The following is a 26,604-nucleotide window of genomic DNA, read 5'->3' as shown; positions in this document are numbered from 1 at the left end:
TGTTTGGATTCATTATCGTTCGTTTAGAATGGCAGATCATCATCGGAAATGTCGATCGGCTGACCGTCATTTGCAAATGGATCCTCATCTACACGTGTATAGTTGTTGTTATTATTGTTGTTGCGCTGTTGATTCTGATTCTGACTATACGGATTTCCTTGGTCGCGTTGACCTCCACCCGAATAGCCCGGACTTCCTCCACGATCGCCTTGATTCGCACTACGCGGCTCTAAGAACTGAACGCTTTCTGCTACAACTTCCGTCATAAACACACGGCGTCCATCCTGTCCTTCGAAATTACGTGTTTGAATACGACCGTCAACGCCAGCTAAGCTGCCTTTTTTAAGAAAGTTTGCTACATTCTCTGCAGGGCGACGCCATACAACGCAGTTAATAAAATCTGCTTCCCGTTCTCCTGATTGATTCGTAAAACTACGATTGACAGCCAGTGTAAACGAAGCAACAGCCACTCCACTTGGAGTATATTTTAATTCAGGGTCTTTGGTTAAACGCCCTACTAATACAACTCGGTTCATCATCAGAATCAACCCCTTCCTTCTAGTTTACTGTTTCATGTGAAACAGATGATAGAAGTGTATATCTTAAAAAACGTACGGATTATTCTTCTTCTTTAACAACGATATGACGGATAATATCATCGCTGATTTTAGCTAAACGATCGAATTCGTTAACTGCATCAGAAGTAGCGCTCATCTTAACTAGTTGATAGAAACCATCACGAAAATCGTTGATTTCATACGCTAAACGACGTTTACCCCAATCTTTTGACTCGATGATTTCCGCGCCGTTAGTTGTTAAAACGTTATCGAAACGCTCAACTACTGCTTTCTTTGACTCGTCGTCAATGTTTGGGCGGACAATGTACATAACTTCGTACTTTCTCATCTGAATGTCACCTCCTCGTGGTCTATGCGGTCCTTTCTTTGTGAAAGAACAAGGAGCAATGCGTTCATTACTCACGAAATAAAATTATAGCACAGGTTATCTATTATTGCAATATGACGTAAAAAAAAGACTAGAATCGAAACTCTAGTCTTTCATTCACAAATTTATACATTAAAACGGAAGTGAATGATGTCTCCGTCTTTTACGAGGTATTCTTTACCTTCTAATCGCACTTTTCCTGCTTCACGGGCTGCACCCATTGTTCCGGCTTCCACAAGGTCTTCATAGGAAACTGTTTCGGCACGGATGAAGCCTCTTTCGAAGTCGGTATGGATGACTCCGGCACATTGTGGAGCTTTCATCCCTTCACGGAATGTCCAGGCGCGGACCTCTTGAACGCCGGCTGTGAAGTACGTAGCCAGTCCTAATAAAGAATAGGTAGCGCGGATCAGCTGATCTAAACCGGATTCTTCAATCCCCAGCTCTTCCAGGAACATTGCTTTTTCTTCATCATCAAGCTCAGCAATTTCAGATTCGATTTTCGCGCAGACAACAATCACTTCTGCATTGTCTTCTTTAGCGAATTCACATACTTTTTGAACATATTCGTTGTCAGAAGGGTCGGCAATTTCATCTTCACTTACGTTTGCTACATATAATACAGGCTTTGAAGTCAGAAGGTGTAGCTGTTTCACAAGCTTCATTTGTTCATCTGAGAACTCAACCGTACGTGCCGGCTGCTCCGCTTCAAGAGCTTCTTTGATTTTCACAAGGATATCATGCTCAAATACTGCTTCTTTATCTTTTTGCTTGGCCATTTTCTGAACTCTGGCGAGACGCTTATCCACTGTTTCAAGGTCAGCTAAGATCAATTCCAGGTTGATGACTTCAATATCCGCAATCGGATCTACTTTACCTGAAACGTGTGTGATATTATCATCCGCAAAACAACGCACAACCTGACAGATTGCATCCACTTGGCGAATATGAGATAAGAATTTATTCCCTAATCCTTCTCCTTTACTCGCTCCTTTTACAATCCCGGCGATATCCGTGAATTCAAAGGCAGTGGGAACCGTCTTCTTCGGTTCTACAAGCTCTGTTAATTTATCTAAACGGTGATCGGGAACTTCTACAATTCCTACGTTCGGATCAATTGTACAGAAAGGATAGTTGGCAGATTCTGCACCTGCTTTTGTAATTGCATTAAATAAAGTGGACTTCCCTACGTTAGGTAATCCAACAATACCAGCTGTTAAAGCCATTATGGTCACTCCTCATCTAAATTCTTATCTATTAAAAATCATGTAAGATCGAAAATAAGTAAACGGTCGAACCTTTCACAATTATAGAGATAATAGAGGGAAAAGACAAGTGAAGCTTCAGGCATCGGCATGGCTTACTAAAAAGAGCATCCAATCGACTGAAACCGACTGAATGCTCTTAAACCTTGGCAATTTAACCATAGGATGGATTAGGTCAAAAGAAATATGGGTAAAAAAAGAATACTTATCCTTCCTCGCCGCTGCTGATGACTTTTTTCATTTTTTTCGCAAAATCTTTTCTGGGAATCATGACGCTGTGACCGCATCCAACACATTTGATGCGAATATCCATTCCCATACGGATCACTTTCCAGCGGTTCGTACCACATGGATGCGGCTTTTTCATTTCTACAATATCATTTAATGTGAATGTCTTGGGCTCCACTGGATTTCTCCTCCTTATTCGCTTTCAAGTTTTCTTTGTTTTTCTTCACGGGGTTGGATATCTTCCTGATCCTGACGTGAATACATCACCATACGAGGGAATGGAATTTCGATACCATGCTCATCCAGGCATAGTTTAACCTCTTTACGGATCATTCTTGCCATATACCAATGTCTCATCGGAACCGTTTCAGCCACGATCCGAATGACCACATCTGAAGCTCCCAGGGTTTGAACACCCAACAGTTCAGGTGGATTCACCAGATCTTCATACTTTTGCGGTAAAGCAAGGAGAAGCTCCTGCATCACTTTCTCTGCTTCTTCTATATTTTCTTCATAGGCAATACTGACATCTACGACCGCAATGCTGTTGTGAATGGAGAAGTTCGTTACTTCTGTAATATTACCATTGGGGAAGATATGTAATTCCCCGGTCCAGCTCTTGATCTTTGTCGTACGAAGGCCGATTTCTTCAACAGTACCTTCAGCAGAACCAATTCGAACATAGTCACCGACTGAAAACTGGTCCTCGAATATAATAAAGAAACCCGTGATGATGTCCCGAACAAGGTTTTGTGCACCGAAACCTACCGCCAGACCGACAATCCCGGCACCGGCAATCAGCCCTTTCACATCAATATCAAGAGTCGATAAAATCGTCATTAAACTAATGAAATAAATCACATAGGTCAATACATTCTCTAATAGTTTCGATAACGTGGCTTCGCGACGCTCCGTAAACTTAAGAGGTGAACGGGACCGGACCCTGAACACATTTCGAATGGCTGACCTTCCCAGCCTTAGAGCGATATAGGTGAAGACCATGATCGCCACAATTTTTATCGCACCTGATCCCAGGGCAATCCATAATTCATTATCTATAAGTTTTTGAGCTGCTTCACTATCTTTTATTTTGTCTACTGTTTCTTCAACTTCTGTTTTAGTACTCGACATATATACCGAACCTCCACTTATCATTCAATAAGAAGTATTCCTTATTTTATCAACTTTCCCTCTCCTTGTGTAGATATAACCTCATATTACTATAGTTTATAGAAAATTTTTATTTTATGAAAAATCCAACCATATTATGTATGAAAAAAAGAAATCGTCCGTATACTGATAATACTTAGAAAATATGATTATGGTAGTCAGTCCGACAAAGTATGTTCACTATAAAATTCCCTTTAAACATATCCAAAGGAGTGGAAGCGATGAATCTAAAAAAAGGACTATTTGAACGAAGATCTGAACCCTTTAGAGTCCTTCATCAGGAAGAGCGTGCGGCACAGGATCTTTCCGTTCAATTGTCGTCGATGCTTCCCACTTACTATCGTACAAGACCCATTGTTTTCGTATGTATTGGCACAGACCGTTCAACAGGGGATTCATTAGGCCCATTAGTTGGAAGCTTAATAGAAGAACAAGGTATCAAACCATTTCATGTCTATGGAACGTTGGATGATCCGATCCATGCAGTAAACCTGGAAGAGAAGCTCGGTCAAATTGCCGCTAAACATATCAATCCTTTTATTATCGGTGTAGATGCCTGTCTCGGTCGATTAAAAAGTGTCGGCGCCATTCAATTAAGTGAGGGACCATTAAAACCTGGTGCCGGCGTAAATAAAGAGTTACCAGAGGTTGGTGAGATTCACCTGACCGGAATCGTGAATGTAAGTGGATTTATGGAATTCTTTGTGTTACAAAATACACGTTTGAATCTTGTGATGAAAATGGCCAAGACGATTGCCGAGGCCATTGTGCTGGCAGGCGATTCAGTGGAACGCCGCAACGCCGTCAGTATTGAAAAATGGCGGGAGGAATTACAGCAATAAAAGGGAGATGATCCAGATACGTTCCGGGTCATCTCCCTTTTCACTTATTACATATAGAGTTGGTATGCGTATATGATTCCTACGACTAATCCCACTACGATGATTCCGGGAAGTAAATTGGCGACTCTGATCTTTGTTACACCGAGGAGATTGAGACCAATCGCAAATATCATGATTCCTCCCGTTGAGGTCATCTCTACAATATAGGTATCCATCAGTTCTTTTGGAACCCACTGATGAATTTGAGTCGCAAACAGGGCAATGAATCCTTGATAAAGGACGACAGGGATCGCCGAAAACATGACACCAATTCCTAGTGTAGTCGTTAGGATCAGTGATGTAAAGCCATCAATGATCGACTTTGTCAGCAGAACATCATGATCGCCCCTGATGCCGCTATCCAATGCACCTATCACAGCCATTGCTCCAATAACAAAAATAAGGGTAGCTGTGACAAACCCTTGAGAAATGGATGTTTCTTTATTACTGCCCAGCTTCTTTTCCAACCAGTTACCCAATGAGTTAAGCTTGTCCTCCAGGTTCATCCACTCTCCCCATGCAGCACCGAGTGCCAGGCTGATGATGACAATGAGAAAATTTTCACTTTTCAATCCCATCTGTAACCCAAGGACGATGACGGCTAAACCAATCGCTTTCATGACAGTTCCCTTCATGTCTTCCGGGATGCGATGAAGGACTTTACCCAGGAGAGTTCCGATGATAATACATACTCCATTTACCAGCGTTCCTAATAGTACCATGACGTTCTCCTTATCTGTCTGAAAAATTCTGATTCCTGCTTTTTAAATGATTATTTCCCAAAGAATAGTGTATCTTCTATGTACCATATGGAAGAGGACTGGCTTAATAGGTATAAGTATACCTTTTTAAGCCAGTCCTTTTCCCAAATCGTTACTGCAATAATTCCAAAATACGATCGAGGTCTTCTTTCGAAAAAAATTCGAGCTCGATTTTTCCTTTTTTCTTTGATTGTTTAATCGTGACCGTTGTCCCGAAGCGTTCGCGCAGAAGGGATTCCTGTTCCTGAATGAAAACATCTTTACGCTCTGTCTTTTTTGTTTCACGTGGAACATTCTCATTCAGTTCTTGAATGATTTTTTCTAATTGGCGAACGTTTAATGATTCTTTAAGGATACGATTGACAACCGTTGATAGATTCTTCTTATTTTTCAACCCAAGGAGTGCACGTCCATGTCCCATCGTTAACTTACCTTCTGAGATAAGTTCCTGAATAGGAGCAGGGAGGGATAGTAAGCGAATGTGATTGGCAATATGAGGTCTGCTCTTACCCAACCTCTTCGCTAATTCCTCCTGAGTGAGCTTTAGCTTATCCATCAGCATTTGATAAGCTGCGCCTTCTTCGATCGGTGTCAGGTCTTCACGTTGAAGGTTTTCTAATACGGCAAGCTCCATCATTTGTTGCTCATTCAATTCCCGGACCACGACAGGAGCCGATTCTAATTTAGCCGCTTTGGCTGCACGATAACGGCGTTCCCCAACGACAATTTCATACCCTTTGATCGTTTTACGCACAATGATCGGCTGCAGGATTCCGTGTTCTAAGATCGAATCCTTTAGTTCTTCAATTGCTTGCGGCTCAAAGATCTTTCGTGGCTGATATGGATTCGGCCGTATTTCTTTCAGGCTCACTTCTTGCACGGACTCTTCATTTTGAGTTGTTTGGATATTGGTAAAGAGAGCATTGAGGCCCTTTCCTAAACCTTTAGCCATTCGCCGCCACTTCCTTTGCTAGTTCTAAATAAACTTCTGCTCCCCTGGACTTTGCATCATAGATGATGATCGGTTCACCATGACTGGGCGCTTCACTTAAACGAACGTTACGAGGAATAATTGTGCGATACACTTTATCTTGAAAGTATTTTTTGACTTCTTCTATGACCTGGATTCCCAGATTGGTTCTCGCATCAAGCATCGTAAGGAGCACACCATCGATCATAAGGTCATGATTCAGATGCTTCTGAACTAAACGAACGGTACTCAATAGCTGACTTAATCCTTCCAGAGCATAATATTCGCATTGAACCGGTATGACGACAGCATCTGAGGCTGTTAACGCATTGATTGTCAATAACCCTAAAGACGGCGGACAATCAATGATAATATAATCAAATTCGTCTTTCACTTTTTCCAATGCTTTCTTTAAACGCACTTCACGGGAGATGGTTGGAACAAGTTCAATTTCTGCCCCCGCCAATGAAATCGTTGCAGGTACAATGGATAAATTCTCAACTTTTGATTGTTTAATCGTTTCTCTGACATCCACATCATCTACCAGCACATCATATATGCACTGCTGGACATCCCCTTTTTCCACACCTACACCACTAGTGGCGTTTCCTTGGGGATCAATGTCTACCAGTAAAACCTTTTTCCCTATATAAGCTAAGCAAGCCCCCAAATTGACGGATGTTGTGGTCTTTCCCACTCCACCTTTTTGGTTTGTAACGGCTACTATTCTGCCCAAGGTTGTCACCTACCTTTTGACTTCCTAAGATTCACTAAATTTTTTCACAGTATTCTTCTATTCTATCAAAATTCCTTGTTAATTGTCTGTCAATTTTTCATGTTTCTAAAAACAGGTAATTATGAACTGTTCATTCGTCATGAATCGATTGTAAATCCTCTGATTCGACAACAAAAAAAGTGAGAAACCAATCCGAGATGTTTCTCACTTTTAGACTACGAATCTATTTTTTTTTAGGAATACGGATGGTGAATTGATAGAATTCCTCATGCTCTTCTTCTTCAGAGTCCAGATTGATTCCGCTGTCCGATACCATGGAGAGAGATTGACGAATCGTATTCACAGCTATTCTCATATCCTTACTGAATGCTTTACGTTTCGATTTTGGCTTTTGAGTCGTTCCTTCTTGCATTTTCACAACCCGGTCTTCGGTTTGTTTGACATTCAAGCTTTTTTCAATGACTTCTTGAAGGAGCTGAATTTGCTTTTCTGCATTCTTCAGAGGAATCAAAGCCCTGGCGTGACGTTCTGTAATCAGTTTATCTAATAAGGCTGATTGAATTTCTTCTGGAAGCTTTAGGAGACGAAGCTTGTTCGCCACAGTCGATTGTCCTTTTCCTAAGCGTTGAGCAAGGGCTTCTTGGGTTAAATCATGTAACTCCAACAGTTTTCCATACGCAATGGCTTCTTCTATAGGAGAGAGCTCTTCTCTTTGTAAGTTTTCAATTAATGCAACAGAAGCTGTTTCTGTATCATTAAGATTCTTTACAATGGCTGGTACGGTGTCCCAGCCAAGCTTTTGAACGGCTCTGTATCGACGTTCACCTGCAATGATTTCAAACTGCTCATCATCGTATTGTCTAACCACAATCGGTTGGATAATACCATGAGTATGAATCGTTCTGGATAACTCTTCTATCTTTTCATCATTGAACACTGTTCTTGGTTGAAAGCGATTAGGGATGATTTGTGAGACGGGTATCTTTTTCACTTCATCTCGATCTTCTTCCACTACATTTGATTCTTCAGATTCAACATCTTGCTCCTTTTCACCTAGGCCAAAAAAACGAGAGAAAGGATGCTTCATCTTCCTACACCACCTTTAAGAAACTCCCTTTAGTAATATTCTCTAAAATATGGCAAGTTCCTGCCTGTGCTGAGATTTTCAAAGTATTGTTACTGTCACGGCAGGAGACATCCCCATATTATTCCAACGGTAATTTATTGGGTGTCCCAGGTTTTCTGGGATATTTGTTAGGCGTTTCTTTCACTTTGTCGATCTTCACGATATTTCGTTCGCTTTCCTCTTCCGGTAAGAAGAAGGAATACATTTTATCTGTTTGTCCACCCAGCATGCCAATGGCTTTCTTCGCATTGGATAGCTCCTCTTTCACATTTGAAGCCTTCATCGCTACGAATAAGCCGCCCTTTTTAACAAGTGGCAAACATAGTTCACTTAATACAGACATTCTGGCTACAGCTCTTGCTGTAACCATATCATACTTTTCACGATGATCCTTGTTTTTACCAAAAGTCTCAGCTCGATCATGATAGAAATTCGTGTTTTCAAGTCCTAACTCATCTGATAAATGGTTTAAGAACGTAATCCGCTTGTTCAAGGAGTCAACAATCGAGATATGTAAGTGCGGGTAGCATATTTTAAGAGGGATACTCGGAAAACCGGCTCCTGCCCCAACATCACAAAGAGTTGTCACCTGCGTGAAATCAACATAAAAAGCTGCACTGATTGAATCGTAAAAATGCTTTAAATACACATCTTCCTTTTCAGTGATGGCCGTCAGGTTCATTTTTTCATTCCATTCAACCAACAATTCATAATAGCGCTCAAACTGAGTTAATTGCTGAGGAGAAAGGGAGATACCCTTCTCCTCAAGCATTGATTGAAATTCATTTACATTCATGAAATTATCCTTCCTTTGCCTCTATTGATCTCCTGATACTTTTGCAATTTTCCCTTGCTCGATATAGACGAGTAAAATAGAGATGTCTGCAGGATTCACTCCTGAAATCCGGGAAGCTTGTGCAAGAGAAAGAGGCTGAACCTCGATTAATTTCTGTCTCGCTTCAGACGCTAAACCGCTGATCGCACTGTAATCAATGTTTTCAGGAATTCTTTTATTTTCCATCTTCTTCATTTTATCGACCTGTTGAAGGGATTTTTCAATATAGCCTTCATATTTCACTTGGATTTCAACCTGTTCCTCTACATCGGAATCCAATTCGATTTCGCTTGGAACGAGTGATTTAATGTGACTATAGTTCATTTCAGGGCGCTTCAGAAGATCCGCTGCTAAAATCCCGTCTTTCAGCTCGCTTCCGCCCGCTTCACGGATAACGGCCTGTGTTTCGTCAGTAGGTTTGATGCGGATTCCTTCCAGGAGCTTTTTCTCTGAAGAGATCGCTTCTTTTTTCGCTGTAAACCGTTCGTATCGATCATCGGAGATTAATCCTATTTTATGACCGATATCAGTCAGGCGAAGATCGGCATTGTCATGACGGAGCAATAGCCGATATTCAGCGCGTGAAGTCAATAGACGATACGGTTCGTTCGTCCCTTTTGTCACAAGGTCATCGATTAAAACCCCGATATATGCATCAGAACGGCTTAAGATAACCTCTTCTTTATCCAGGGCACGGCAGGCAGCATTGATCCCCGCCATCAAACCTTGTCCAGCGGCTTCTTCATAACCGGACGTTCCATTGATTTGTCCCGCTGTATAAAGATTTTTAATTTTTTTCGTTTCAAGGGTCGGCCATAATTGTGTCGGTACGATGGAATCATACTCAATGGCATACCCGGCACGCATCATCTGTACTTTCTCAAGACCCGGGATGGTTTGAAGAATCTTTTGTTGTACGTCTTCAGGCAGACTCGTTGATAATCCCTGCACATAGACTTCTTGTGTGTTTCGTCCTTCCGGCTCCAAGAAAATCTGGTGACGCGGTTTATCATGGAAACGCACGACTTTATCCTCAATAGAAGGACAGTAACGTGGTCCCGTTCCTTTAATCATTCCAGAATACATTGGAGAACGATGCAAGTTGTCATCAATCAATTGATGGGTCTGTTCATTCGTATACGTTAACCAACATGGAAGTTGATCGGTAATATATTTCGTCGTTTCATAGCTGAATGCACGGGGAACATCATCACCTGGTTGAATTTCTGTTTTCGAATAATCGATTGTCGAACTATTCACACGCGGTGGCGTCCCCGTTTTAAAACGAACAGTATCAAAGCCCAATTCATGTAAATGATCAGAAAGTCTGATGGAAGGTTGTTGATTATTAGGACCGCTTGAATATTTCAGATCTCCTAATATGATTTCACCACGCAGGAATGTTCCGGTTGTGATAACGACTGTTTTGGCGCGGTATGCAGCACCCGTCATCGTTACCACACCTTTACATTCATCATCTTCAACAATCAATTCCTCAACCATTCCTTGAAGCAAGGTCATGTTCGGTTCATTTTCGATCGTACGTTTCATTTCATGCTGATAAAGGAATTTATCCGCCTGAGCCCGTAATGCCCGGACAGCTGGACCTTTTCCTGTATTCAACATTCTCATTTGAATATGTGTTTTATCTATATTACGCCCCATCTCTCCACCAAGAGCGTCAATCTCTCTTACAACGATCCCTTTCGCCGGTCCACCAACAGATGGATTACATGGCATAAAGGCGACCATATCCAAGTTAATTGTGACCATTAACGTTTTAGCTCCCATCCGGGCCGAAGCAAGTCCAGCTTCTACTCCTGCATGGCCAGCACCAATGACAATGACATCATATTGCCCTGCGTCATATTGCATGGTTTGTATTTTCCTCCTTGTAGGACCTTGAATGTAAAGTCCACATTATAATAGTATTTATTTCCCTAAGCAGAATTGAGAAAACAGCTGATCAATCAGGCTTTCATGAACGCTATCCCCAATGATTTCACCTAATAGCTCCCACGTTCTGGTTAAGTCAATTTGAGCGATATCGATGGGAGTTCCCATTTCTACGCTAATTATGGCTTCATTAATCGCAATGGAAGCTTGATTGAGTAGAGCTATGTGACGGCTATTGGACACATATGTCATATCCCCTGCTTCAATGGAACCTGCAAAGAATAAAGAAGAAATGGCTTCTTCAAGCTCATCGATCCCTTGCTCTTCAAGTAAAGCCGTTGTGACAAGCTGATGATTTTCCGCTAGTTTTCTTACTTTATCTATATCAATCTTCTGAGGCAGATCCGTTTTGTTCACGATGACAATAACGTCCATTCCTCTTACTGCTTCAAAGAGCTGTTCATCCTCAGGAGTCAATTCGTCCGCATAGTTGAGTACTAGTAAAATTAAATCCGCTTCTTTCAATACTTGTCGTGAACGTTCCACACCGATCCGCTCGACGATGTCCTCTGTTTCACGAATACCTGCCGTATCGACCAGACGTAACGGAACACCGCGTACATTTACGTATTCTTCAATCACATCCCTCGTTGTTCCGGGGATATCGGTTACGATCGCTTTATTTTCATGAACAAGACTGTTCAATAGAGATGACTTCCCTACATTTGGCCGTCCGATGATCACAGTAGAAAGTCCTTCTCTCAGAATTTTCCCCTGCTCTGACGTTCGGACCAACTTGTCAATTTCATCCCGGACGTATTTCGATTTCTCCAACAGTACGTTATGCGTCATTTCTTCTACATCATCATACTCCGGATAATCGATATTCACTTCTACATGAGCCAATGTTTCAAGAATTTCCTGACGCAGCTTTCGAATCAAATTGGAAAGTCGGCCTTCCATTTGATTAAGGGCTACATTCATCGCCCGATCGGTTTTTGCCCGAATAAGATCCATCACAGCTTCCGCCTGGGATAGGTCAATCCGTCCGTTCAAGAACGCCCGTTTCGTAAATTCACCCGGCTCTGCAAGGCGGGCTCCATTTTTCAATACGAGCTGCAGTACTTTATTGACCGACACAAGTCCCCCGTGGCAGTTAATTTCTATAATATCTTCACGGGTGAATGTTTTTGGCCCCCTCATCACAGAAACCATGACTTCTTCCACCACTTGCTCTGTGTCCGGATCGATAATATGTCCATAATGAATGGTATGAGAAGCAAAGTCTTTCATAGAGTTTCCTTTCATTCCCTTAAAGACCTTATCACCGATATCGAAGGCTTGATCACCGCTTAAACGCACGATCGCAATCGCCCCTTCGCCCATCGGAGTGGAAATAGCAGCAATTGTATCAAACTCCATTGTATTCACCTCTCTTATTTCTTAGTTGATCTATTTATAATTGAATTATAGTAGAGAGCAAAGTTTCCCCAAATTATTAGAATATCACAATCCTATTTAATACTAAAGAAAGGAAACCCTCTATTCGTCACCAAATAATGTTATCCACACAGATAACACTTCATCTCTATTATTTTAACTTATCCACATGTGAATAACAATAAACCGGGAAGAAAATAAGAATCCACAGAGTGAAGGGATAAAAAAAGACGATCCCCCGAAAGGAATCGTCTCTTATTTATTTTGGAGCAATCACAATATAACGATTGGGTTCTCTGCCTTCTGAATGTGTATCAACAGTAGTTGAATCAACTAATGCTGTATGAATCACTTTTCGTTCATAGGAAGGCATTGGTTCTAATGAAACGGAACGATTTGTGCGCAATGCTTTCTCTGCTAATCGTTCCGCCAGGTTTGTTAACGTTTGCTTACGTCTTTCCCGATAGTTCTCCGCATCTAGAAGGATGGTGATGAACTGATCGGAAACCCGATTTGCAATGAGTTGAGTTAAATGTTGAAGAGCATTCAACGTTTGTCCTCTTTTTCCTATTAATAGAGCCATTTTTTCACCGGATATGTTGAACTCAACATCTCTTCCATCTCTTTTCACTTCAATGGTAGCATTCACTCCCATTTCCTCGGCAACAGATAGAAGAAAATCTTTCGCTTCATTTACCGGATCAATCGCTTTTTTGACTTGAACGACAGCAGGTCTTCCACCAAACAATCCGAACAAGCCTTTTTTACCTTGATCAATGACGTCAATCTCTGCTTCTTCTTTGGTGATATTCAGTTGAGACAAGGCTGATTCAATGGCTTCTTCCACCGTTTGACCAGTCGCTTCTACTTCTCTCACTTTTTCTTTCCTCCCGAATTCCCAGCAGCTTTAGCGGTTTGCGCTTCTTTGATATCAGGTCCTTTAATGAAATACGTTTGAACAATCATAAATAGATTTCCGACTACCCAGTAAAGGGATAGGGCTGCAGGGAAGTTAATCGCAAAAATGATGATCATGACAGGCATGATATAAAGCATCATCGCCATTTGCGGATTTTGATTCGCTGTACCCGCCATCATTAATTTCTGTTGGATAAACGTCGTAATACCTGCTACTAAAGGTAAAATATAGTACGGATCCGGGTTACCAAGATCGAACCACAGGAAATTATGAGCTTTAATTTCTTCTGTTCTGACGATCGCATGATAGAAACCAATTAAGATCGGCATTTGAACGATCAATGGGAAACAACCCGCCAGCGGATTGACCCCGTGACTTTGGAATAGAGCCATCGTTTCTTGTTGAAGCTTTTGTTGAGTTTGTGCATCTTTAGAGCTATATTTTTCACGCAGCTTTTTCATTTCCGGTTGCAAAGCCTGCATGGCTTTTGAATTTTTCGTTTGTTTAATCATTAATGGCAGAATCGCTAAACGAATAATCAATGTAACAATGACAATGGCCAATCCATAAGAACCACTCATGAACTCAGCTACCATTGTGATTAATTGTGATAAAGGATAGACAATATATTCATTCCATATTCCGCTACTCTCAGGTGTGATAGGCTGATTGTATTCCGTACAACCTGATAGTATAGCCATTAGCCCAATGATTCCCATCAGGGCTATAATTCTCTTTTTCACCCTTAATTTCCTCCCTACTAATATCTTTCAAATTAATGTAAAACAGGTCTTCCGTACTTAAAAAGAACAATCTCTCGTATTGTAACATCTTTTCATAGGCTTGTGATGACGAAACCTGTCAATATCGTAAAATGTTATGACTTCTTTTTAACATGTTTTCCATTAGAGGATCTTTTCAACACTTTTCCTCTTTTCAGCACATGGGTGAGGCTGCCCTTCACCTCATGGAAATTCATTTCGGCCGCCGGTTTTCTGGCGATGATTAAGTAATCGTACTGATCTTTAACGTCTTCTTGTAATTCTAAGAAAGCCTGTCTGACATACCGTTTAATTTGGTTTCGACAAACAGCGTTTCCAATTTTCTTACTTACGGAGATTCCAATTCGAAATGGTTGAGGCTCATCTTTCTTCAATAGATATAAGACGAATTGCCGATTTGCAAAGGATGTTCCTTTTTTGAATATCTCCTGGAACTCTTTATTCTTCTTCACTCTCTGATCTTTCCGCATTGACCACACCTAATTTTCATTTTTGTCTTGATGTATCCTCGACATTATTGGCTCATTCATTTGAAATTATAAGTAATTTTTCTCTTAAAACATAATACGAACGAGCCAAATGGTCTTTTCACTTGGGATAAAGGAAAAAAAAGACCACTGAGTCAGTTCAGTGGTCTAGGCAGATAATACTTTTCTTCCTTTGCTACGACGACGAGCTAAAACATTACGTCCGTTTTTAGAGCTCATACGTGCACGGAAACCGTGGTTCTTTTTTCTTTTACGATTATTTGGTTGAAACGTTCTTTTCATCTATGACACCTCCCTGAAGGATATCTTTATAAAAGTTAAAGACATTCCTCACTATTATAAAGACGGTACCCATAAAAAGTCAACACTCATATTATTTTTCTTTTTAATTGTTATTTCGGAAATCATTTTAAAGTCTTTTCGCTCTTTACTATTAGCGTGTAGTGGTTGATTTACGCTCCAGGTGCTCACCGCCCGCCCCGCGGAAAGCGAGCACCTTCCACTACAATCAACAAAATTATTTACTATACTTTTTCCAAAACCAATTTATAAAATCTAAGAAAAATGACCATGTGCTAATTATTAGATCCATTTGAACGATTACTTCGAATAACTCATCTACCTGTTTGATCTTTCTCCTTCTACAAATCTTATTTTATTTCTCTATCAAACATGCCTGTGGATAGGATTCGACACGTTTTTAATTTATCCACAACACATACTGACAACTTTTTCACAAGTTCTTGGGTTGTGGACAATTTCATTCCACAAGGGGTGGGGGCTTGTGGATAAATTTTAAAAAGCATTGCACCGCTAAGGATATTTTGATATGATTATTGTGTTTTCACTCTTGATAACTAGGTTTACGGAAATAACTTATCCACAAAATGTGGATATCATGTGGGTAACTTATTCAGAGGGTTTGTAAAACGTTGTCCACAAGTGGTGGATATTGTCGAAAAACCATTTTCTTTCCTTATTATATATATTTTCCACATTCATTGTTTTGTATTTTTATAAAATAGCGAGAGTTAACGGATTTTATAGCATGTAATTGTTGTACAGAAGTTATACAAACTGAGAAAAGGAGGGATCAGGATTGGAGAATATCGGGGATCTTTGGAGCAAAGCCTTAGAAAGCATCGAAAAAAAGATAAGTAAACCAAGCTTTGATACTTGGTTAAAATCAACTAAGGCGCATTCCATTCAAGGTGACACACTTGTCATTACAGCTCCAAATGAATTTGCACGAGATTGGCTGGAAGGACGCTATTCTCAATTAATCTCCGGGGTTTTGTATGATATTACGGGCGAAGAATTGGTCGTGAAATTCATCATTCCACAAAATCAGGAGCCGGAAGAATTTGATATTCAATTGCCGCCAAAGAAGTCGATGAAAGACGACGATCAACAGGATATCAATCAAAATATGCTGAATGCAAAATACACATTCGACACCTTTGTTATCGGTTCGGGCAACCGTTTCGCCCATGCAGCATCTTTAGCTGTGGCTGAAGCACCTGCAAAAGCCTATAATCCCTTGTTTATTTATGGTGGAGTAGGACTGGGAAAAACTCACTTAATGCATGCGATCGGACATTATGTACTGGAGCATAATCCTGCTGCTAAAGTGGTTTATCTATCCTCTGAGAAATTCACAAATGAATTCATTAACTCCATTCGTGATAATAAAGCAGTCGATTTCCGCAATAAATACCGCAACGTTGATGTTTTATTAATAGATGACATTCAATTTTTAGCAGGAAAAGAACAAACGCAAGAGGAATTTTTCCATACTTTTAATACCTTACATGAAGAAAGCAAGCAGATTGTCATTTCCAGTGATCGGCCACCGAAAGAAATTCCGACACTTGAAGACAGGCTTCGCTCTCGATTCGAATGGGGTCTTATTACAGACATAACCCCCCCAGATCTTGAGACGAGAATTGCTATTTTACGAAAAAAGGCAAAGGCTGAAGGATTGGACATTCCAAATGAAGCCATGCTTTATATAGCTAACCAAATCGATTCAAACATTCGTGAGTTAGAGGGCGCTTTAATCAGAGTTGTTGCGTACTCTTCTCTTATAAATAAAGATATCAATGCGGATCTTGCAGCTGAAGCTTTGAAAGATATCATTCCAAGCTCAAAACCACGGGTTATTACCATCCAGGAAATTCAACGTGTCGTTGGTGAGCACTTCAATGTGAAGCTGGAAGACTTTAAAGCGAAGAAACGAACAAAATCCATCGCGTTTCCCCGACAGATCGCTATGTATCTATCCAGGGAAATGACAGATTCTTCCCTTCCAAAGATTGGGGAAGAATTTGGCGGCCGGGATCACACGACCGTCATTCATGCTCATGAGAAGATCAGTACATTACTCGGAGCAGATGCGCTTCTTCAGCAGCAGCTGAAAGAAATTCGTGAGTCTTTAAAGAGTTAATCTTACACACAAAAAAACTGGATAATGTGAATAACTAAGACAAACTAGCACACAGTCTGTCCACATGTGGATAGGCTGTGTTTACGTTGAATTCACACACTTATCCACATATCAACAGGCCCTACTACTTCTATTACTATTTTTTAAATAAATTATTAGTATATGATTCAGTCCATAAAATTATGTGCAAATTGGAGGAATAAATCATGAAATTTGTTATTCAAAGGGACTATCTTGTCCAAAGTGTTCAGGATGTCATGAAGGCTGTAACGTCAAGAACAACGATACCCATTCTTACAGGGATAAAAATCATCGCAACGGAAGATGGCGTAACACTAACAGGTAGTGATTCAGACATTTCAATCGAGTCCTTTATTCCGAATGAAGAAGAAGGTTCAGAAATTGTTGAGATCATGGAAACTGGAGGGATTGTTCTTCAGGCTAAGTTCTTCAGTGAAATTGTTAAGAAATTACCTAAAGATACGGTGGAAATTGAAGTTCAAAATCATTTCCAAACCGTTATTCGTTCAGGACAGGCAGAATTTAATTTAAACGGTTTAGATCCAGAAGAGTACCCGCATCTTCCTCAGATTGAAGAAGGGAATGGGATCAAAGTTTCGACGGATCTCCTGAAAACGATGATCAGACAAACTGTATTCGCAGTGTCCACCTCAGAAACACGCCCCATCTTGACAGGTGTAAACTGTCAGATTGAAAATGGGGAACTGAGCTGTATTGCAACAGATAGTCATCGACTTGCGATGAGAAAGGCACCGATTGAAACCAATCATGATGCTTCTTACAATATTGTGATTCCAGGGAAAAGCTTAAACGAGCTGAATAAAATCCTTGATGATACAGAAGAGCCTGTTGAAATCGTGATTACTGAAAATCAAGTTCTATTCAAAGCGAAACACCTATTATTCTTCTCAAGACTATTAGAAGGGAATTACCCTGACACTAGTCGATTAATTCCTTCTGATACAAAGACAGAACTAACGCTGAATACGAAAGAATTTTTACAAGCGATAGACCGTGCTTCACTACTTGCCAGAGAAGGAAGAAACAACGTAGTGAAACTCTCAACTCTGGATGGCGGCATGATTGAGATTTCGTCTAACACACCAGAGATCGGGAAAGTAATCGAACAGGTGCAAAGCCAATCCATTGAAGGAGAAGAACTGAAGATCTCCTTTAGTGCAAAATATATGATGGACGCGTTAAAAGCCATTGAAGGAACAGAAATCTATGTGAACTTCACCGGGGCCATGAGACCGTTCGTACTGAAACCACTTCATGATGATTCGATCCTTCAGTTGATTCTTCCAGTTAGAACGTACTAATGAATATACAAGAGCCGATGCCTTTCACATGGGGTATTGGCTCTTTTTCTACACTTTATCTGGTAATTGAAGGAATTACTCTCGGCTATTTGATGGAAAATCCAATGATAACAAGGACAAATTGCACTGTGAGTCCTTGCTGATTTTTCGTTAGTTGTGACTTAACTCCATTTAGAGTAAAATAAGATATTAGAGACTTTATACGGAAAGTAGTGATTTTAGTGGCGAAAGAGATCACCATTGAAACGGAAATCATCACATTGGGACAATTCCTGAAGCTAGCTGAAGTAATTCAGTCCGGCGGGATGGCGAAGTGGTTCTTAAGTGAATATGAAGTATACATAAATGGCGAACAAGACCAAAGAAGAGGCAGAAAACTCACAATTGGTGACACAATTGAAATTCCCGAAGTAGGAGTATTTGTGGTTGCTGGAGAATAATAAAGGGTGTTATTTCCATGTACATTGAACAATTAGAATTAAGAAACTATCGGAATTACGAGTCAATCGACGTAAGTTTCGAAAATAAGGTGAACGTAATTCTTGGAGAGAATGCTCAAGGAAAGACGAATATTATGGAGTCTATCTATGTACTGGCGATGGCTAAATCCCACCGGACCTCAAATGATAAAGATTTAATCCGTTGGGACGAGGAATATGCTAAAATAAAAGGTAGGATTCAGAAATATAACGGTGCGTTACCATTGGAGCTTATCCTCTCGAAAAAAGGGAAAAAAGCGAAAAGTAATCACCTCGAGCAATCTAAACTAAGTCTATATGTCGGCAATATGAATGTAGTCATGTTTGCGCCTGAAGATCTCCATTTAGTAAAAGGGAGCCCTCAAGTAAGGCGTCGTTTTATTGATATGGAAATTGGTCAGGTTTCTCCTGTTTATTTACATGATATCAGCCTTTATCAAAAAATATTACAGCAACGGAACCATTATCTGAAACAATTGCAAACAAGAAAACAAAAAGACCAGACCATGCTGGAAGTCTTGACGGAACAGTTCATTGAGATGGCTGTCAAAATTACGAAAAAGCGCTTTGAGTTCGTTCAGCTATTAGAAAGCTGGGCAAAACCGATCCATTCCGGGATTTCAAGGAACTTAGAAACCTTGGAAATCGTATATAAACCGTCTTTGGATGTATCAGATAATCAAGAATGGTCAAAAATGGTAGATATATATGAGCAGAAATTTGATGGTATCCGCGAACGGGAAATTGATCGTGGTGTGACCCTGATCGGGCCGCATCGGGATGATCTTCAATTTATTGTGAATGGACGGGATGTTCAAACATTCGGATCACAGGGGCAGCAACGGACAACGGCCCTCTCTGTGAAGCTTGCAGAAATTGAGCTGATTCATTCTGAAATCAAAGAATATCCCATCTTACTTCTTGATGATGTCTTGTCGGAATTAGATGATTATCGTCAATCACATTTATTAAATACCATCCAGGGAAAAGTTCAAACCTTTGTAACGACGACAAACGTCGATGGGATTGATCATCAAACCTTAAACGAAGCGACTACTTTTGAAGTGGAAGCCGGATCAATGAAAAGATTGAAATGAGGTGTTACCTTGTACATACATGTTGGAGAAGATGTCATGGTACGTACAGATGAAATCATCGCTATTATTGATCGAGACACCGTTCAATTTTCAGAAGAAATTCAACACTTTTTAAAAACGAAAGATAAAAACCTTTGTAATCTTGCAAAGGGTTCATATAAATCTCTTGTAATCACGTCTAATCAGTTGTATCTTTCACCACTAGCATCAAGTACGTTAAAGAAACGATCAAAGAAATACTCAAACTATGAGAATTTATTATAGAAATATAAAGCCCTGAAGGTTAGAAAGTGTAGGTGAATCAGTATGGCTATGGAACAAAAACAAGGTCAATCCTATGATGAAAATCAGATTCAGGTTTTAGAAGGATTAGAGGCCGTTCGTAAAAGACCTGGTATGTATATTGGATCAACAAGCGGAAGAGGTTTGCATCATTTGGTGTGGGAAATTGTTGATAACAGTATCGATGAAGCGTTAGCCGGTTACTGTAATGAAATCGAAGTCATCATCGAAGAGGATAACAGTATTACTGTCACAGATAATGGACGTGGTATCCCTGTGGGTATTCACGAGAAAATGGGACGTCCTGCCGTTGAGGTAATCATGACGGTACTTCACGCCGGTGGTAAGTTTGGCGGCGGTGGATATAAAGTATCCGGGGGTCTCCACGGAGTTGGGGCATCAGTAGTAAATGCTCTTTCCACAGAACTTGAAGTCCATGTTCATCGTGATGGAAACATCTATTATCAAAAATTCGAAAAAGGTGTTCCTAGCTTCGATCTTAAGGTGATTGGAGAAACGGACAAAACGGGAACGATCATTCACTTCACTCCAGATCCTGAAATCTTTACTGAAACGACGGAATACGAATATGACACACTTGCAAATCGTATTCGCGAACTGGCTTTCTTAAACAGAGGAATCCAAATCAGCATTGAAGATAAGCGTGGAGAAGGGAAACGAAGAGACTACCATTATGAAGGTGGAATTAAGTCCTACGTTGAACATCTTAATCGTTCTAAAGAAGTCATCCATGAAGAACCGATTTACATTGAAGGCGAGAAAGACGAGATTACGATTGAAATCGCCCTACAATATAACGATGGCTTCGCAAGTAATCTTTATTCCTTCGCCAATAACATCCATACTCATGAGGGTGGAACCCATGAATCCGGATTTAAAACGGCTTTAACGAGGGTCATTAACGACTATGCCCGAAAAAATAATGTGTTTAAAGAGAGCGATGCGAATCTTTCAGGGGAAGATGTCCGTGAAGGCTTAACAGCCATCATCTCGATCAAACATCCTGATCCTCAGTTCGAAGGTCAGACAAAAACAAAACTCGGGAACTCAGAAGCAAGAACCATTACTGATTCTCTTTTCTCAGAGCATCTGGAAACGTTCTTACTTGAAAACCCGGTTGTCGCTCGAAAAGTGGTAGAAAAAGGATTGATGGCTGCACGTGCCCGACTGGCTGCGAAAAAGGCAAGGGAGCTTACCCGTCGTAAGAGTGCCCTGGAAATCTCCAGTTTACCTGGTAAATTAGCAGACTGTTCTTCTAAAGACCCAAGCATCAGTGAGATTTATGTGGTTGAGGGTGACTCAGCCGGCGGATCTGCTAAACAAGGCCGTGATCGTCACTTCCAAGCCATCCTTCCCCTACGTGGTAAAATCATCAACGTAGAGAAGGCACGTCTGGATAAGATCCTTTCAAATAACGAGGTGCGTGCGATTATTACAGCTCTTGGGACAGGGATTGGAGAAGACTTCAACCTGGCTAAAGCGAGATACCATAAAATCGTGATCATGACAGATGCCGACGTCGATGGCGCCCATATCCGTACGCTATTGTTGACGTTCTTCTATCGCTATATGAGAAACATCATTGAAGCAGGCTACATCTACATCGCTCAGCCACCTTTGTATAAAATACAACAAGGGAAGAAAATAGAGTATGCCTACAATGATAAAGAACTGGATCGCATACTTGCAGAAATCTCCCCGACGCCTAAACCTGGTATCCAGCGTTACAAAGGTCTTGGAGAGATGAACCCTGAACAACTATGGGAAACGACAATGGATCCGGAATCAAGAACCTTGCTGCAAGTAAGTCTCCAAGATGCGATCGAGGCAGACGAAACCTTTGATATCCTGATGGGTGACAAAGTAGAGCCGAGACGTAACTTCATTGAAGAAAACGCAGCTTACGTTAAGAATCTGGATATCTAAAATTAAATAGTACAGGATAGACCATGTGCTATCCTGTCTTTTACATAGCGGACAAGGTAAAGAATGAGAAAGGTATAAATCTTTCTTTAAAAGGAGGTCCCTTTTACTATGGCAGAAACACCAAGATCGAATGTTAAAGAGATTAATATAAGTAGTGAAATGCGCTCGTCTTTCCTGGATTATGCGATGAGTGTTATCGTTTCCCGTGCACTACCGGATGCCCGTGACGGCCTGAAACCTGTCCATCGCCGTATTTTGTATGCGATGAATGACCTGGGGATGACAGCTGACAAAGCATATAAGAAATCAGCACGTATCGTCGGTGAAGTAATCGGTAAGTATCACCCCCACGGTGACTCAGCTGTTTATGACACAATGGTGCGTATGGCACAGGATTTCAACTATCGTTATATGCTTGTAGACGGACATGGTAACTTCGGTTCAGTTGATGGAGATGCAGCTGCGGCCATGCGTTACACAGAAGCACGTATGTCCAAGATCTCTATGGAACTTATTCGTGATATTAATAAAGATACAATTGATTATAAAGATAACTATGATGGCACAGAGAGAGAGCCGGAAGTGTTACCTGCCCGTTTCCCTAACCTGTTAGTGAACGGTTCTTCAGGTATCGCAGTAGGAATGGCAACGAACATTCCACCTCATAATCTTGGAGAAGTCATCGATGGAATCCTTGCGTTAAGTAAAGATCCCGACATTACGATTCAAGAGCTGATGGAATTCATCTTTGGACCTGATTTCCCTACTGCCGGACTAATTGTAGGAAGAAGCGGCATCCGTCGTGCCTATGAAACAGGTAAAGGTTCCATCACGATGCGTGCCCGTGTGGAAATTGAACAAAAAAGCAACGGAAAAGAAACGATTATCGTTCATCAAATTCCTTATCAAGTAAATAAAGCGAGACTGATCGAGAAAATTGCCGATCTTGTTCGTGATAAGAAGATTGATGGCATCACAGATTTACGTGATGAATCGGACCGTAATGGTATGCGAATCGTGATCGAAGTAAGAAAAGATGCGAATGCGAACGTCTTGCTTAATAATCTCTACAAGCAAACGGCCCTTCAAACAAGCTTCGGAATCAACCTTTTGGCGCTTGTTGATGGCCAGCCAAAGGTATTGAATTTAAAAGAGTGCCTATATCATTACTTACAACATCAACGCGTCGTCATTCGTCGTAGAACGGAATTCGAATTACGCAAAGCTGAGGCAAGAGCTCATATTTTAGAAGGTCTGCGTATTGCCTTAGATCATATTGATGAAATCATTAAACTTATCCGTGGCTCTCAAACTACGGAACTTGCGAAACAAGGCTTGATGGAGAACTTCTCCCTTTCTGACAAACAAGCCCAGGCGATCCTGGATATGCGTCTTCAACGTTTAACCGGTTTAGAACGAGAAAAAATTGAAGACGAGTATCAGGAACTATTGAAGCAGATTGCAGAATTGAAAGCGATCTTGGCAGATGATGAAAAAGTTCTCGAAATCATTCGTGAAGAGCTTATCGAAATCAAAGAACGCTTCAATGATGAAAGAAGATCAGAAATCGTAGCGGGTGGAATTGAGAATATTGAAGATGAAGACTTAATTCCAAGAGAAAACATTGTCGTCTCCCTTACTCATAACGGATACATCAAGCGCCTGCCTGTCTCAACCTACCGCAGTCAAAAGCGTGGAGGAAGAGGAATCCAGGGAATGGGTACCAATGATGAGGACTTTGTTGAACACCTACTGACAACGTCAACCCATGATACGATTCTATTCTTTACAAACAAAGGAAAAGCATACCGTGCGAAAGGATATGAAATTCCTGAATTCAGCCGTACTGCTAAAGGACTTCCGATCATCAACCTCCTTGGGGTAGAAAAAGATGAGTGGATCAACGCCATGATTCGAGTGGAAGAATTCGTAGACGACTGGTACTTATTCTTCACTACGAAGCAAGGGATCTCAAAACGTACGCCTGTATCAGATTTCGCCAATATCCGTACGAACGGTCTGATCGCCATTAACCTCCGAGAAAACGATGAGCTCATTTCCGTCAAACTGACCGATGGAGAGAAAGATATGATCATCGGAACGAAAAAAGGTATGCTCATTCGATTCCCTGAAACGGATGTTCGTTCAATGGGAAGAACAGCTACCGGAGTAAAAGGAATTAACTTGAGTGATGATGACATTGTTGTAGGAATGGAAATTCTGGAAGAGAAGAGCGATGTCTTAGTTGTAACGGTAAATGGATACGGTAAACGTACTCCTGCCAGTGAATATAGAGTTCAAACACGTGGCGGTAAAGGCTTAAAAACATGTAATGTAACGGAACGTAACGGAGAGCTGGTCTCTGTTAAAGCCGTTACAGGTGAAGAAGACTTAATGATCATCACGGCACATGGTGTCCTTATCCGTATGGATGTGAATGATATTTCCACTACTGGCCGTAACACTCAAGGAGTTAAACTGATCCGTCTTCAAGAAAGCGAATTTGTTTCAACCGTTGCCAAGGTTGAAAAAGAAGATGAAGAAGAAACGGAAGCACCAGTTGAAACTTCTGAAGGAATGGAACAATCAGATAGCGAAGATCAAACAACTTCTGTAGATGCAGAAGACATAAGTGAAGATACAGAAGAATAAATGAACGGATAAGCTGTTTCCAGTAATGAGACTCTCATACTGGAAAACAGCTTATTTTTTTGTGAAAAAATAACTATAACCTGTTAAATTTGGTAAAATAAACTAGAAGAAAAAGGTGAGAAGTGAGGTGTTCATAGTTGAAGGTACATCGTGGAGAGATACAATTAGGATGCATCGTAGCAGAAGATATAATGGGAATGACAGCCAATCCCATCATTTCAAAGAATACAGTAATAGAAGAAGAACATCTAAATATTCTTCAAGCATTCCATATAACAGAGCTCGTAATAGAGAAAACAAAAGCGGATGGACATCCATTTAGAGCACAAGTCTCTATTGAAAAGGAGATAGTGGACGAAGAAATCAATGAGCCAGTCGGATTCATCGATCTCTATTTAATGACGATCAAGGAATTTAAGAAAGAGTTCATGAACTGGCAATCAGGAACGTCTGTAAATGTTGCAAGGGTGAGAGAGTTAATGCTGCCGGTCATTAAAACTGTTCAAGAGAACCATACATATGTATATTCTCTTCATCAATATTGCACGAAAAAAGACTATCTTTTTCACCATGCGATTTCAGTGGGTATCATAAGTGCCATGCTGGGAAAGAAGTTAGGCTTGAACCCAGGTCAGGTGAACCAGCTGGCTTTAGCGGGTGTCCTGGCAGACTGTGGAATGGCCAAGGTCAGTCCACACATATTAACGAAAGAACAGCCATTAACAGAGAGTGAATTTAAAGAAGTAAAGCTCCATACAGCCAACGGATATAAAATGGTTAAAGACACTCCATTGTTAAAAACGGAAACAAAACTGGCAATCTTTCAACATCATGAACGATTTGATGGTACCGGCTACCCGGCATCCGAGAAAGATAATCGTATTCATCTTTACTCTCAGATTGTTGGAATCGCCGATGTATTTCATGCTATGACATCAGAAAAAATATACAGAAGCAAGCAGCCTGTCTTCAAGGTACTGGATATGATCAGTGAAGATTTATTTGGTAAATTCGATATTAAAGTCGTTAATGGCCTTCTTCAATTACTGGGAGATCTAAGAACAGGAACCTCAGTAATGCTATCAACCGGCCAATACGGAGAAGTGATGTATACCAAACCGAACGCTTTTACAAAGCCCATCGTAAAAATAAACGAAACGGAAGAACTCGTAGACCTGTCTCAGCAAAAAGAGATTTATATATCAGAAGTTTTTGCTTGAAGCTTATTTTGAGTGAAGCCTCTTAAGATCAGTCATAGCAACGTATTAAGTAAACCTCAGGTTAGGTAACTAATCTTTGGTTTATTTATTTAGATTTACCTCTTGCCAACCTGTCCAATAGTATGTATAATATTATTTGTTGTCCGAAAGGCATTACATACTGTTTCAGAAAAAAACTTTTCTAAAATAATAAAAATACCTTGACGGTAACGGCAGTAAATGATATATTATAAAGGTCGCTTCAAACGAAGTGTTTTACACATTGAACCTTGAAAACTGAACAAAACAAGACAATACGTCAACGTTAATTCTAGATTTATTTTTAAAGAGCTATTCAAACTTTTATCGGAGAGTTTGATCCTGGCTCAGGACGAACGCTGGCGGCGTGCCTAATACATGCAAGTCGAGCGGATTGAYGGGAGCTTGCTCCCRTCARTCAGCGGCGGACGGGTGAGTAACACGTGGGTAACCTGCCTGTAAGACTGGGATAACTCCGGGAAACCGGGGCTAATACCGGATAACTCATTTCCTCGCATGAGGAAATGTTGAAAGGTGGCTTTTAGCTATCACTTACAGATGGACCCGCGGCGCATTAGCTAGTTGGTGAGGTAACGGCTCACCAAGGCGACGATGCGTAGCCGACCTGAGAGGGTGATCGGCCACACTGGGACTGAGACACGGCCCAGACTCCTACGG

At 40.8% G+C, this 26,604-nt stretch carries 25 protein-coding genes and 1 rRNA gene; 10 read left to right on the top strand and 16 right to left on the bottom strand.

Translation table 11 applies throughout. The features are described 5' to 3' along the window. Positions 1–23 precede the first annotated feature (23 nt). The 5 genes from ssb to FZC88_RS20325 form a co-directional block, all read right to left on the bottom strand. Positions 24–539: a single-stranded DNA-binding protein gene (ssb, locus tag FZC88_RS20345; RefSeq protein WP_034764778.1), complete on the bottom strand. Its 516-nt coding sequence runs from the start codon at positions 537–539 to the stop codon at positions 24–26. 79 nt (positions 540–618) lie between these two features. Then, positions 619–906, bottom strand: coding sequence for a 30S ribosomal protein S6 (gene rpsF, locus FZC88_RS20340; protein ID WP_034764776.1), 288 nt, complete (start codon positions 904–906; stop codon positions 619–621). 164 nt (positions 907–1,070) lie between these two features. Continuing rightward, positions 1,071–2,171 carry a redox-regulated ATPase YchF gene (gene ychF, locus FZC88_RS20335; RefSeq protein ID WP_148996232.1) on the bottom strand — a complete coding sequence of 367 codons (1,101 nt, stop codon included), beginning with the start codon at positions 2,169–2,171 and terminating at the stop codon, positions 1,071–1,073. 244 nt (positions 2,172–2,415) lie between these two features. Then, positions 2,416–2,616 (bottom strand): DUF951 domain-containing protein, encoded by a 201-nt coding sequence (locus tag FZC88_RS20330; protein WP_148996231.1) that lies wholly within the window; start codon positions 2,614–2,616, stop codon positions 2,416–2,418. A 14-nt stretch (positions 2,617–2,630) separates the two neighbouring features. Next, positions 2,631–3,569 (bottom strand): mechanosensitive ion channel family protein, encoded by a 939-nt coding sequence (locus FZC88_RS20325; protein ID WP_148996230.1) that lies wholly within the window; start codon positions 3,567–3,569, stop codon positions 2,631–2,633. Positions 3,570–3,829: 260 nt separating this feature from the next. On the opposite strand from FZC88_RS20325, the gene yyaC reads away from it, so the two are divergent. Further along, the gene (gene yyaC / locus FZC88_RS20320; protein WP_148996229.1) at positions 3,830–4,450 is read left to right on the top strand and encodes a spore protease YyaC; all 621 of its coding nucleotides are present in this window, start codon (positions 3,830–3,832) and stop codon (positions 4,448–4,450) included. Positions 4,451–4,497: 47 nt separating this feature from the next. Here the strand turns inward: yyaC and FZC88_RS20315 are convergent, their stop codons facing one another. The 11 genes from FZC88_RS20315 to rpmH form a co-directional block, all read right to left on the bottom strand. After that, the gene (locus FZC88_RS20315) at positions 4,498–5,211 is read right to left on the bottom strand and encodes a DUF554 domain-containing protein (RefSeq protein ID WP_148970553.1); all 714 of its coding nucleotides are present in this window, start codon (positions 5,209–5,211) and stop codon (positions 4,498–4,500) included. A 151-nt stretch (positions 5,212–5,362) separates the two neighbouring features. Next, a complete protein-coding gene (locus FZC88_RS20310; protein WP_148970552.1) occupies positions 5,363–6,202 on the bottom strand; it encodes a ParB/RepB/Spo0J family partition protein in 840 nt (279 codons plus the stop codon). Then, complete coding sequence (locus tag FZC88_RS20305) at positions 6,195–6,956, bottom strand: ParA family protein (protein WP_148970551.1); 762 nt, start codon at positions 6,954–6,956, stop codon at positions 6,195–6,197. The genes FZC88_RS20310 and FZC88_RS20305 overlap by 8 nt, the downstream gene beginning before the upstream one ends. A 223-nt stretch (positions 6,957–7,179) precedes the next feature. Then, positions 7,180–8,043, bottom strand: coding sequence for a nucleoid occlusion protein (gene noc, locus FZC88_RS20300; RefSeq protein WP_148996228.1), 864 nt, complete (start codon positions 8,041–8,043; stop codon positions 7,180–7,182). A gap of 118 nt (positions 8,044–8,161) precedes the next feature. Further along, a complete protein-coding gene (rsmG, locus tag FZC88_RS20295; protein WP_148996227.1) occupies positions 8,162–8,878 on the bottom strand; it encodes a 16S rRNA (guanine(527)-N(7))-methyltransferase RsmG in 717 nt (238 codons plus the stop codon). A gap of 21 nt (positions 8,879–8,899) precedes the next feature. Next, a complete protein-coding gene (mnmG, locus tag FZC88_RS20290) occupies positions 8,900–10,792 on the bottom strand; it encodes a tRNA uridine-5-carboxymethylaminomethyl(34) synthesis enzyme MnmG (protein WP_148996226.1) in 1,893 nt (630 codons plus the stop codon). A 57-nt stretch (positions 10,793–10,849) separates the two neighbouring features. Beyond that, positions 10,850–12,235, bottom strand: coding sequence for a tRNA uridine-5-carboxymethylaminomethyl(34) synthesis GTPase MnmE (gene mnmE / locus FZC88_RS20285; protein ID WP_148996225.1), 1,386 nt, complete (start codon positions 12,233–12,235; stop codon positions 10,850–10,852). Between the two features lie 277 nt (positions 12,236–12,512). Continuing rightward, complete coding sequence (gene jag, locus FZC88_RS20280) at positions 12,513–13,130, bottom strand: RNA-binding cell elongation regulator Jag/EloR (RefSeq protein ID WP_148996224.1); 618 nt, start codon at positions 13,128–13,130, stop codon at positions 12,513–12,515. Beyond that, complete coding sequence (gene spoIIIJ, locus FZC88_RS20275; protein WP_148996223.1) at positions 13,127–13,915, bottom strand: YidC family membrane integrase SpoIIIJ; 789 nt, start codon at positions 13,913–13,915, stop codon at positions 13,127–13,129. Before spoIIIJ ends, jag begins: the two co-directional genes overlap by 4 nt. A 134-nt stretch (positions 13,916–14,049) precedes the next feature. Continuing rightward, positions 14,050–14,424, bottom strand: a complete 375-nt coding sequence (rnpA, locus tag FZC88_RS20270; protein WP_148996222.1) for a ribonuclease P protein component — start codon at positions 14,422–14,424, stop codon at positions 14,050–14,052. Between the two features lie 165 nt (positions 14,425–14,589). Further along, positions 14,590–14,724 carry a 50S ribosomal protein L34 gene (rpmH, locus tag FZC88_RS20265; protein WP_034764748.1) on the bottom strand — a complete coding sequence of 45 codons (135 nt, stop codon included), beginning with the start codon at positions 14,722–14,724 and terminating at the stop codon, positions 14,590–14,592. 817 nt (positions 14,725–15,541) lie between these two features. Here rpmH and dnaA point away from each other — a divergent pair. The 9 genes from dnaA to FZC88_RS20220 form a co-directional block, all read left to right on the top strand. After that, complete coding sequence (gene dnaA, locus FZC88_RS20260) at positions 15,542–16,888, top strand: chromosomal replication initiator protein DnaA (protein WP_044340278.1); 1,347 nt, start codon at positions 15,542–15,544, stop codon at positions 16,886–16,888. A 206-nt stretch (positions 16,889–17,094) separates the two neighbouring features. Continuing rightward, entirely contained in the window at positions 17,095–18,231 is a 1,137-nt protein-coding gene (gene dnaN / locus FZC88_RS20255) for a DNA polymerase III subunit beta (protein ID WP_044340279.1), read from the top strand. A gap of 221 nt (positions 18,232–18,452) precedes the next feature. Then, positions 18,453–18,671: a S4 domain-containing protein YaaA gene (yaaA, locus tag FZC88_RS20250; RefSeq protein WP_044340280.1), complete on the top strand. Its 219-nt coding sequence runs from the start codon at positions 18,453–18,455 to the stop codon at positions 18,669–18,671. Between the two features lie 17 nt (positions 18,672–18,688). Then, positions 18,689–19,807, top strand: a complete 1,119-nt coding sequence (gene recF / locus FZC88_RS20245) for a DNA replication/repair protein RecF (RefSeq protein ID WP_148996221.1) — start codon at positions 18,689–18,691, stop codon at positions 19,805–19,807. 9 nt (positions 19,808–19,816) lie between these two features. Continuing rightward, positions 19,817–20,071, top strand: coding sequence for an extracellular matrix regulator RemB (gene remB, locus FZC88_RS20240; protein WP_113969423.1), 255 nt, complete (start codon positions 19,817–19,819; stop codon positions 20,069–20,071). Between the two features lie 48 nt (positions 20,072–20,119). Then, entirely contained in the window at positions 20,120–22,036 is a 1,917-nt protein-coding gene (gene gyrB / locus FZC88_RS20235; protein WP_148970677.1) for a DNA topoisomerase (ATP-hydrolyzing) subunit B, read from the top strand. A 108-nt stretch (positions 22,037–22,144) separates the two neighbouring features. Then, on the top strand, positions 22,145–24,688 hold the full coding sequence (gyrA, locus tag FZC88_RS20230) for a DNA gyrase subunit A (protein WP_148996220.1): 2,544 nt from the start codon (positions 22,145–22,147) through the stop codon (positions 24,686–24,688). Positions 24,689–24,825: 137 nt separating this feature from the next. Beyond that, positions 24,826–25,908, top strand: coding sequence for an HD-GYP domain-containing protein (locus FZC88_RS20225; protein WP_148996219.1), 1,083 nt, complete (start codon positions 24,826–24,828; stop codon positions 25,906–25,908). Between the two features lie 342 nt (positions 25,909–26,250). After that, positions 26,251–26,604 (top strand): 16S ribosomal RNA (locus FZC88_RS20220); the annotation flags it as partial.

It is taken from the genome of Rossellomorea aquimaris (assembly GCF_008180865.1).
GTDB classification, from domain to species: domain Bacteria; phylum Bacillota; class Bacilli; order Bacillales; family Bacillaceae_B; genus Rossellomorea; species Rossellomorea yichunensis.
Note: the sequence above shows the minus strand (reverse complement) of the source record. Positions and strands in the feature narration are given on the sequence as shown.

Coding starts and splice junctions, on each gene's coding strand:
- recF (WP_148996221.1), top strand. CDS start 18,689: ATGTACATTGAACAATTAGAATTAAGAAACTATCGGAATTACGAGTCA.
- ychF (WP_148996232.1), bottom strand. CDS start 2,171: ATGGCTTTAACAGCTGGTATTGTTGGATTACCTAACGTAGGGAAGTCC.
- rpmH (WP_034764748.1), bottom strand. CDS start 14,724: ATGAAAAGAACGTTTCAACCAAATAATCGTAAAAGAAAAAAGAACCAC.
- FZC88_RS20315 (WP_148970553.1), bottom strand. CDS start 5,211: ATGGTACTATTAGGAACGCTGGTAAATGGAGTATGTATTATCATCGGA.
- rpsF (WP_034764776.1), bottom strand. CDS start 906: ATGAGAAAGTACGAAGTTATGTACATTGTCCGCCCAAACATTGACGAC.
- yyaC (WP_148996229.1), top strand. CDS start 3,830: ATGAATCTAAAAAAAGGACTATTTGAACGAAGATCTGAACCCTTTAGA.
- mnmE (WP_148996225.1), bottom strand. CDS start 12,235: ATGGAGTTTGATACAATTGCTGCTATTTCCACTCCGATGGGCGAAGGG.
- rnpA (WP_148996222.1), bottom strand. CDS start 14,424: ATGCGGAAAGATCAGAGAGTGAAGAAGAATAAAGAGTTCCAGGAGATA.
- rsmG (WP_148996227.1), bottom strand. CDS start 8,878: ATGAATGTAAATGAATTTCAATCAATGCTTGAGGAGAAGGGTATCTCC.
- noc (WP_148996228.1), bottom strand. CDS start 8,043: ATGAAGCATCCTTTCTCTCGTTTTTTTGGCCTAGGTGAAAAGGAGCAA.
- ssb (WP_034764778.1), bottom strand. CDS start 539: ATGATGAACCGAGTTGTATTAGTAGGGCGTTTAACCAAAGACCCTGAA.
- mnmG (WP_148996226.1), bottom strand. CDS start 10,792: ATGCAATATGACGCAGGGCAATATGATGTCATTGTCATTGGTGCTGGC.
- FZC88_RS20325 (WP_148996230.1), bottom strand. CDS start 3,569: ATGTCGAGTACTAAAACAGAAGTTGAAGAAACAGTAGACAAAATAAAA.
- gyrA (WP_148996220.1), top strand. CDS start 22,145: ATGGCAGAAACACCAAGATCGAATGTTAAAGAGATTAATATAAGTAGT.
- FZC88_RS20310 (WP_148970552.1), bottom strand. CDS start 6,202: ATGGCTAAAGGTTTAGGAAAGGGCCTCAATGCTCTCTTTACCAATATC.
- gyrB (WP_148970677.1), top strand. CDS start 20,120: ATGGAACAAAAACAAGGTCAATCCTATGATGAAAATCAGATTCAGGTT.
- dnaN (WP_044340279.1), top strand. CDS start 17,095: ATGAAATTTGTTATTCAAAGGGACTATCTTGTCCAAAGTGTTCAGGAT.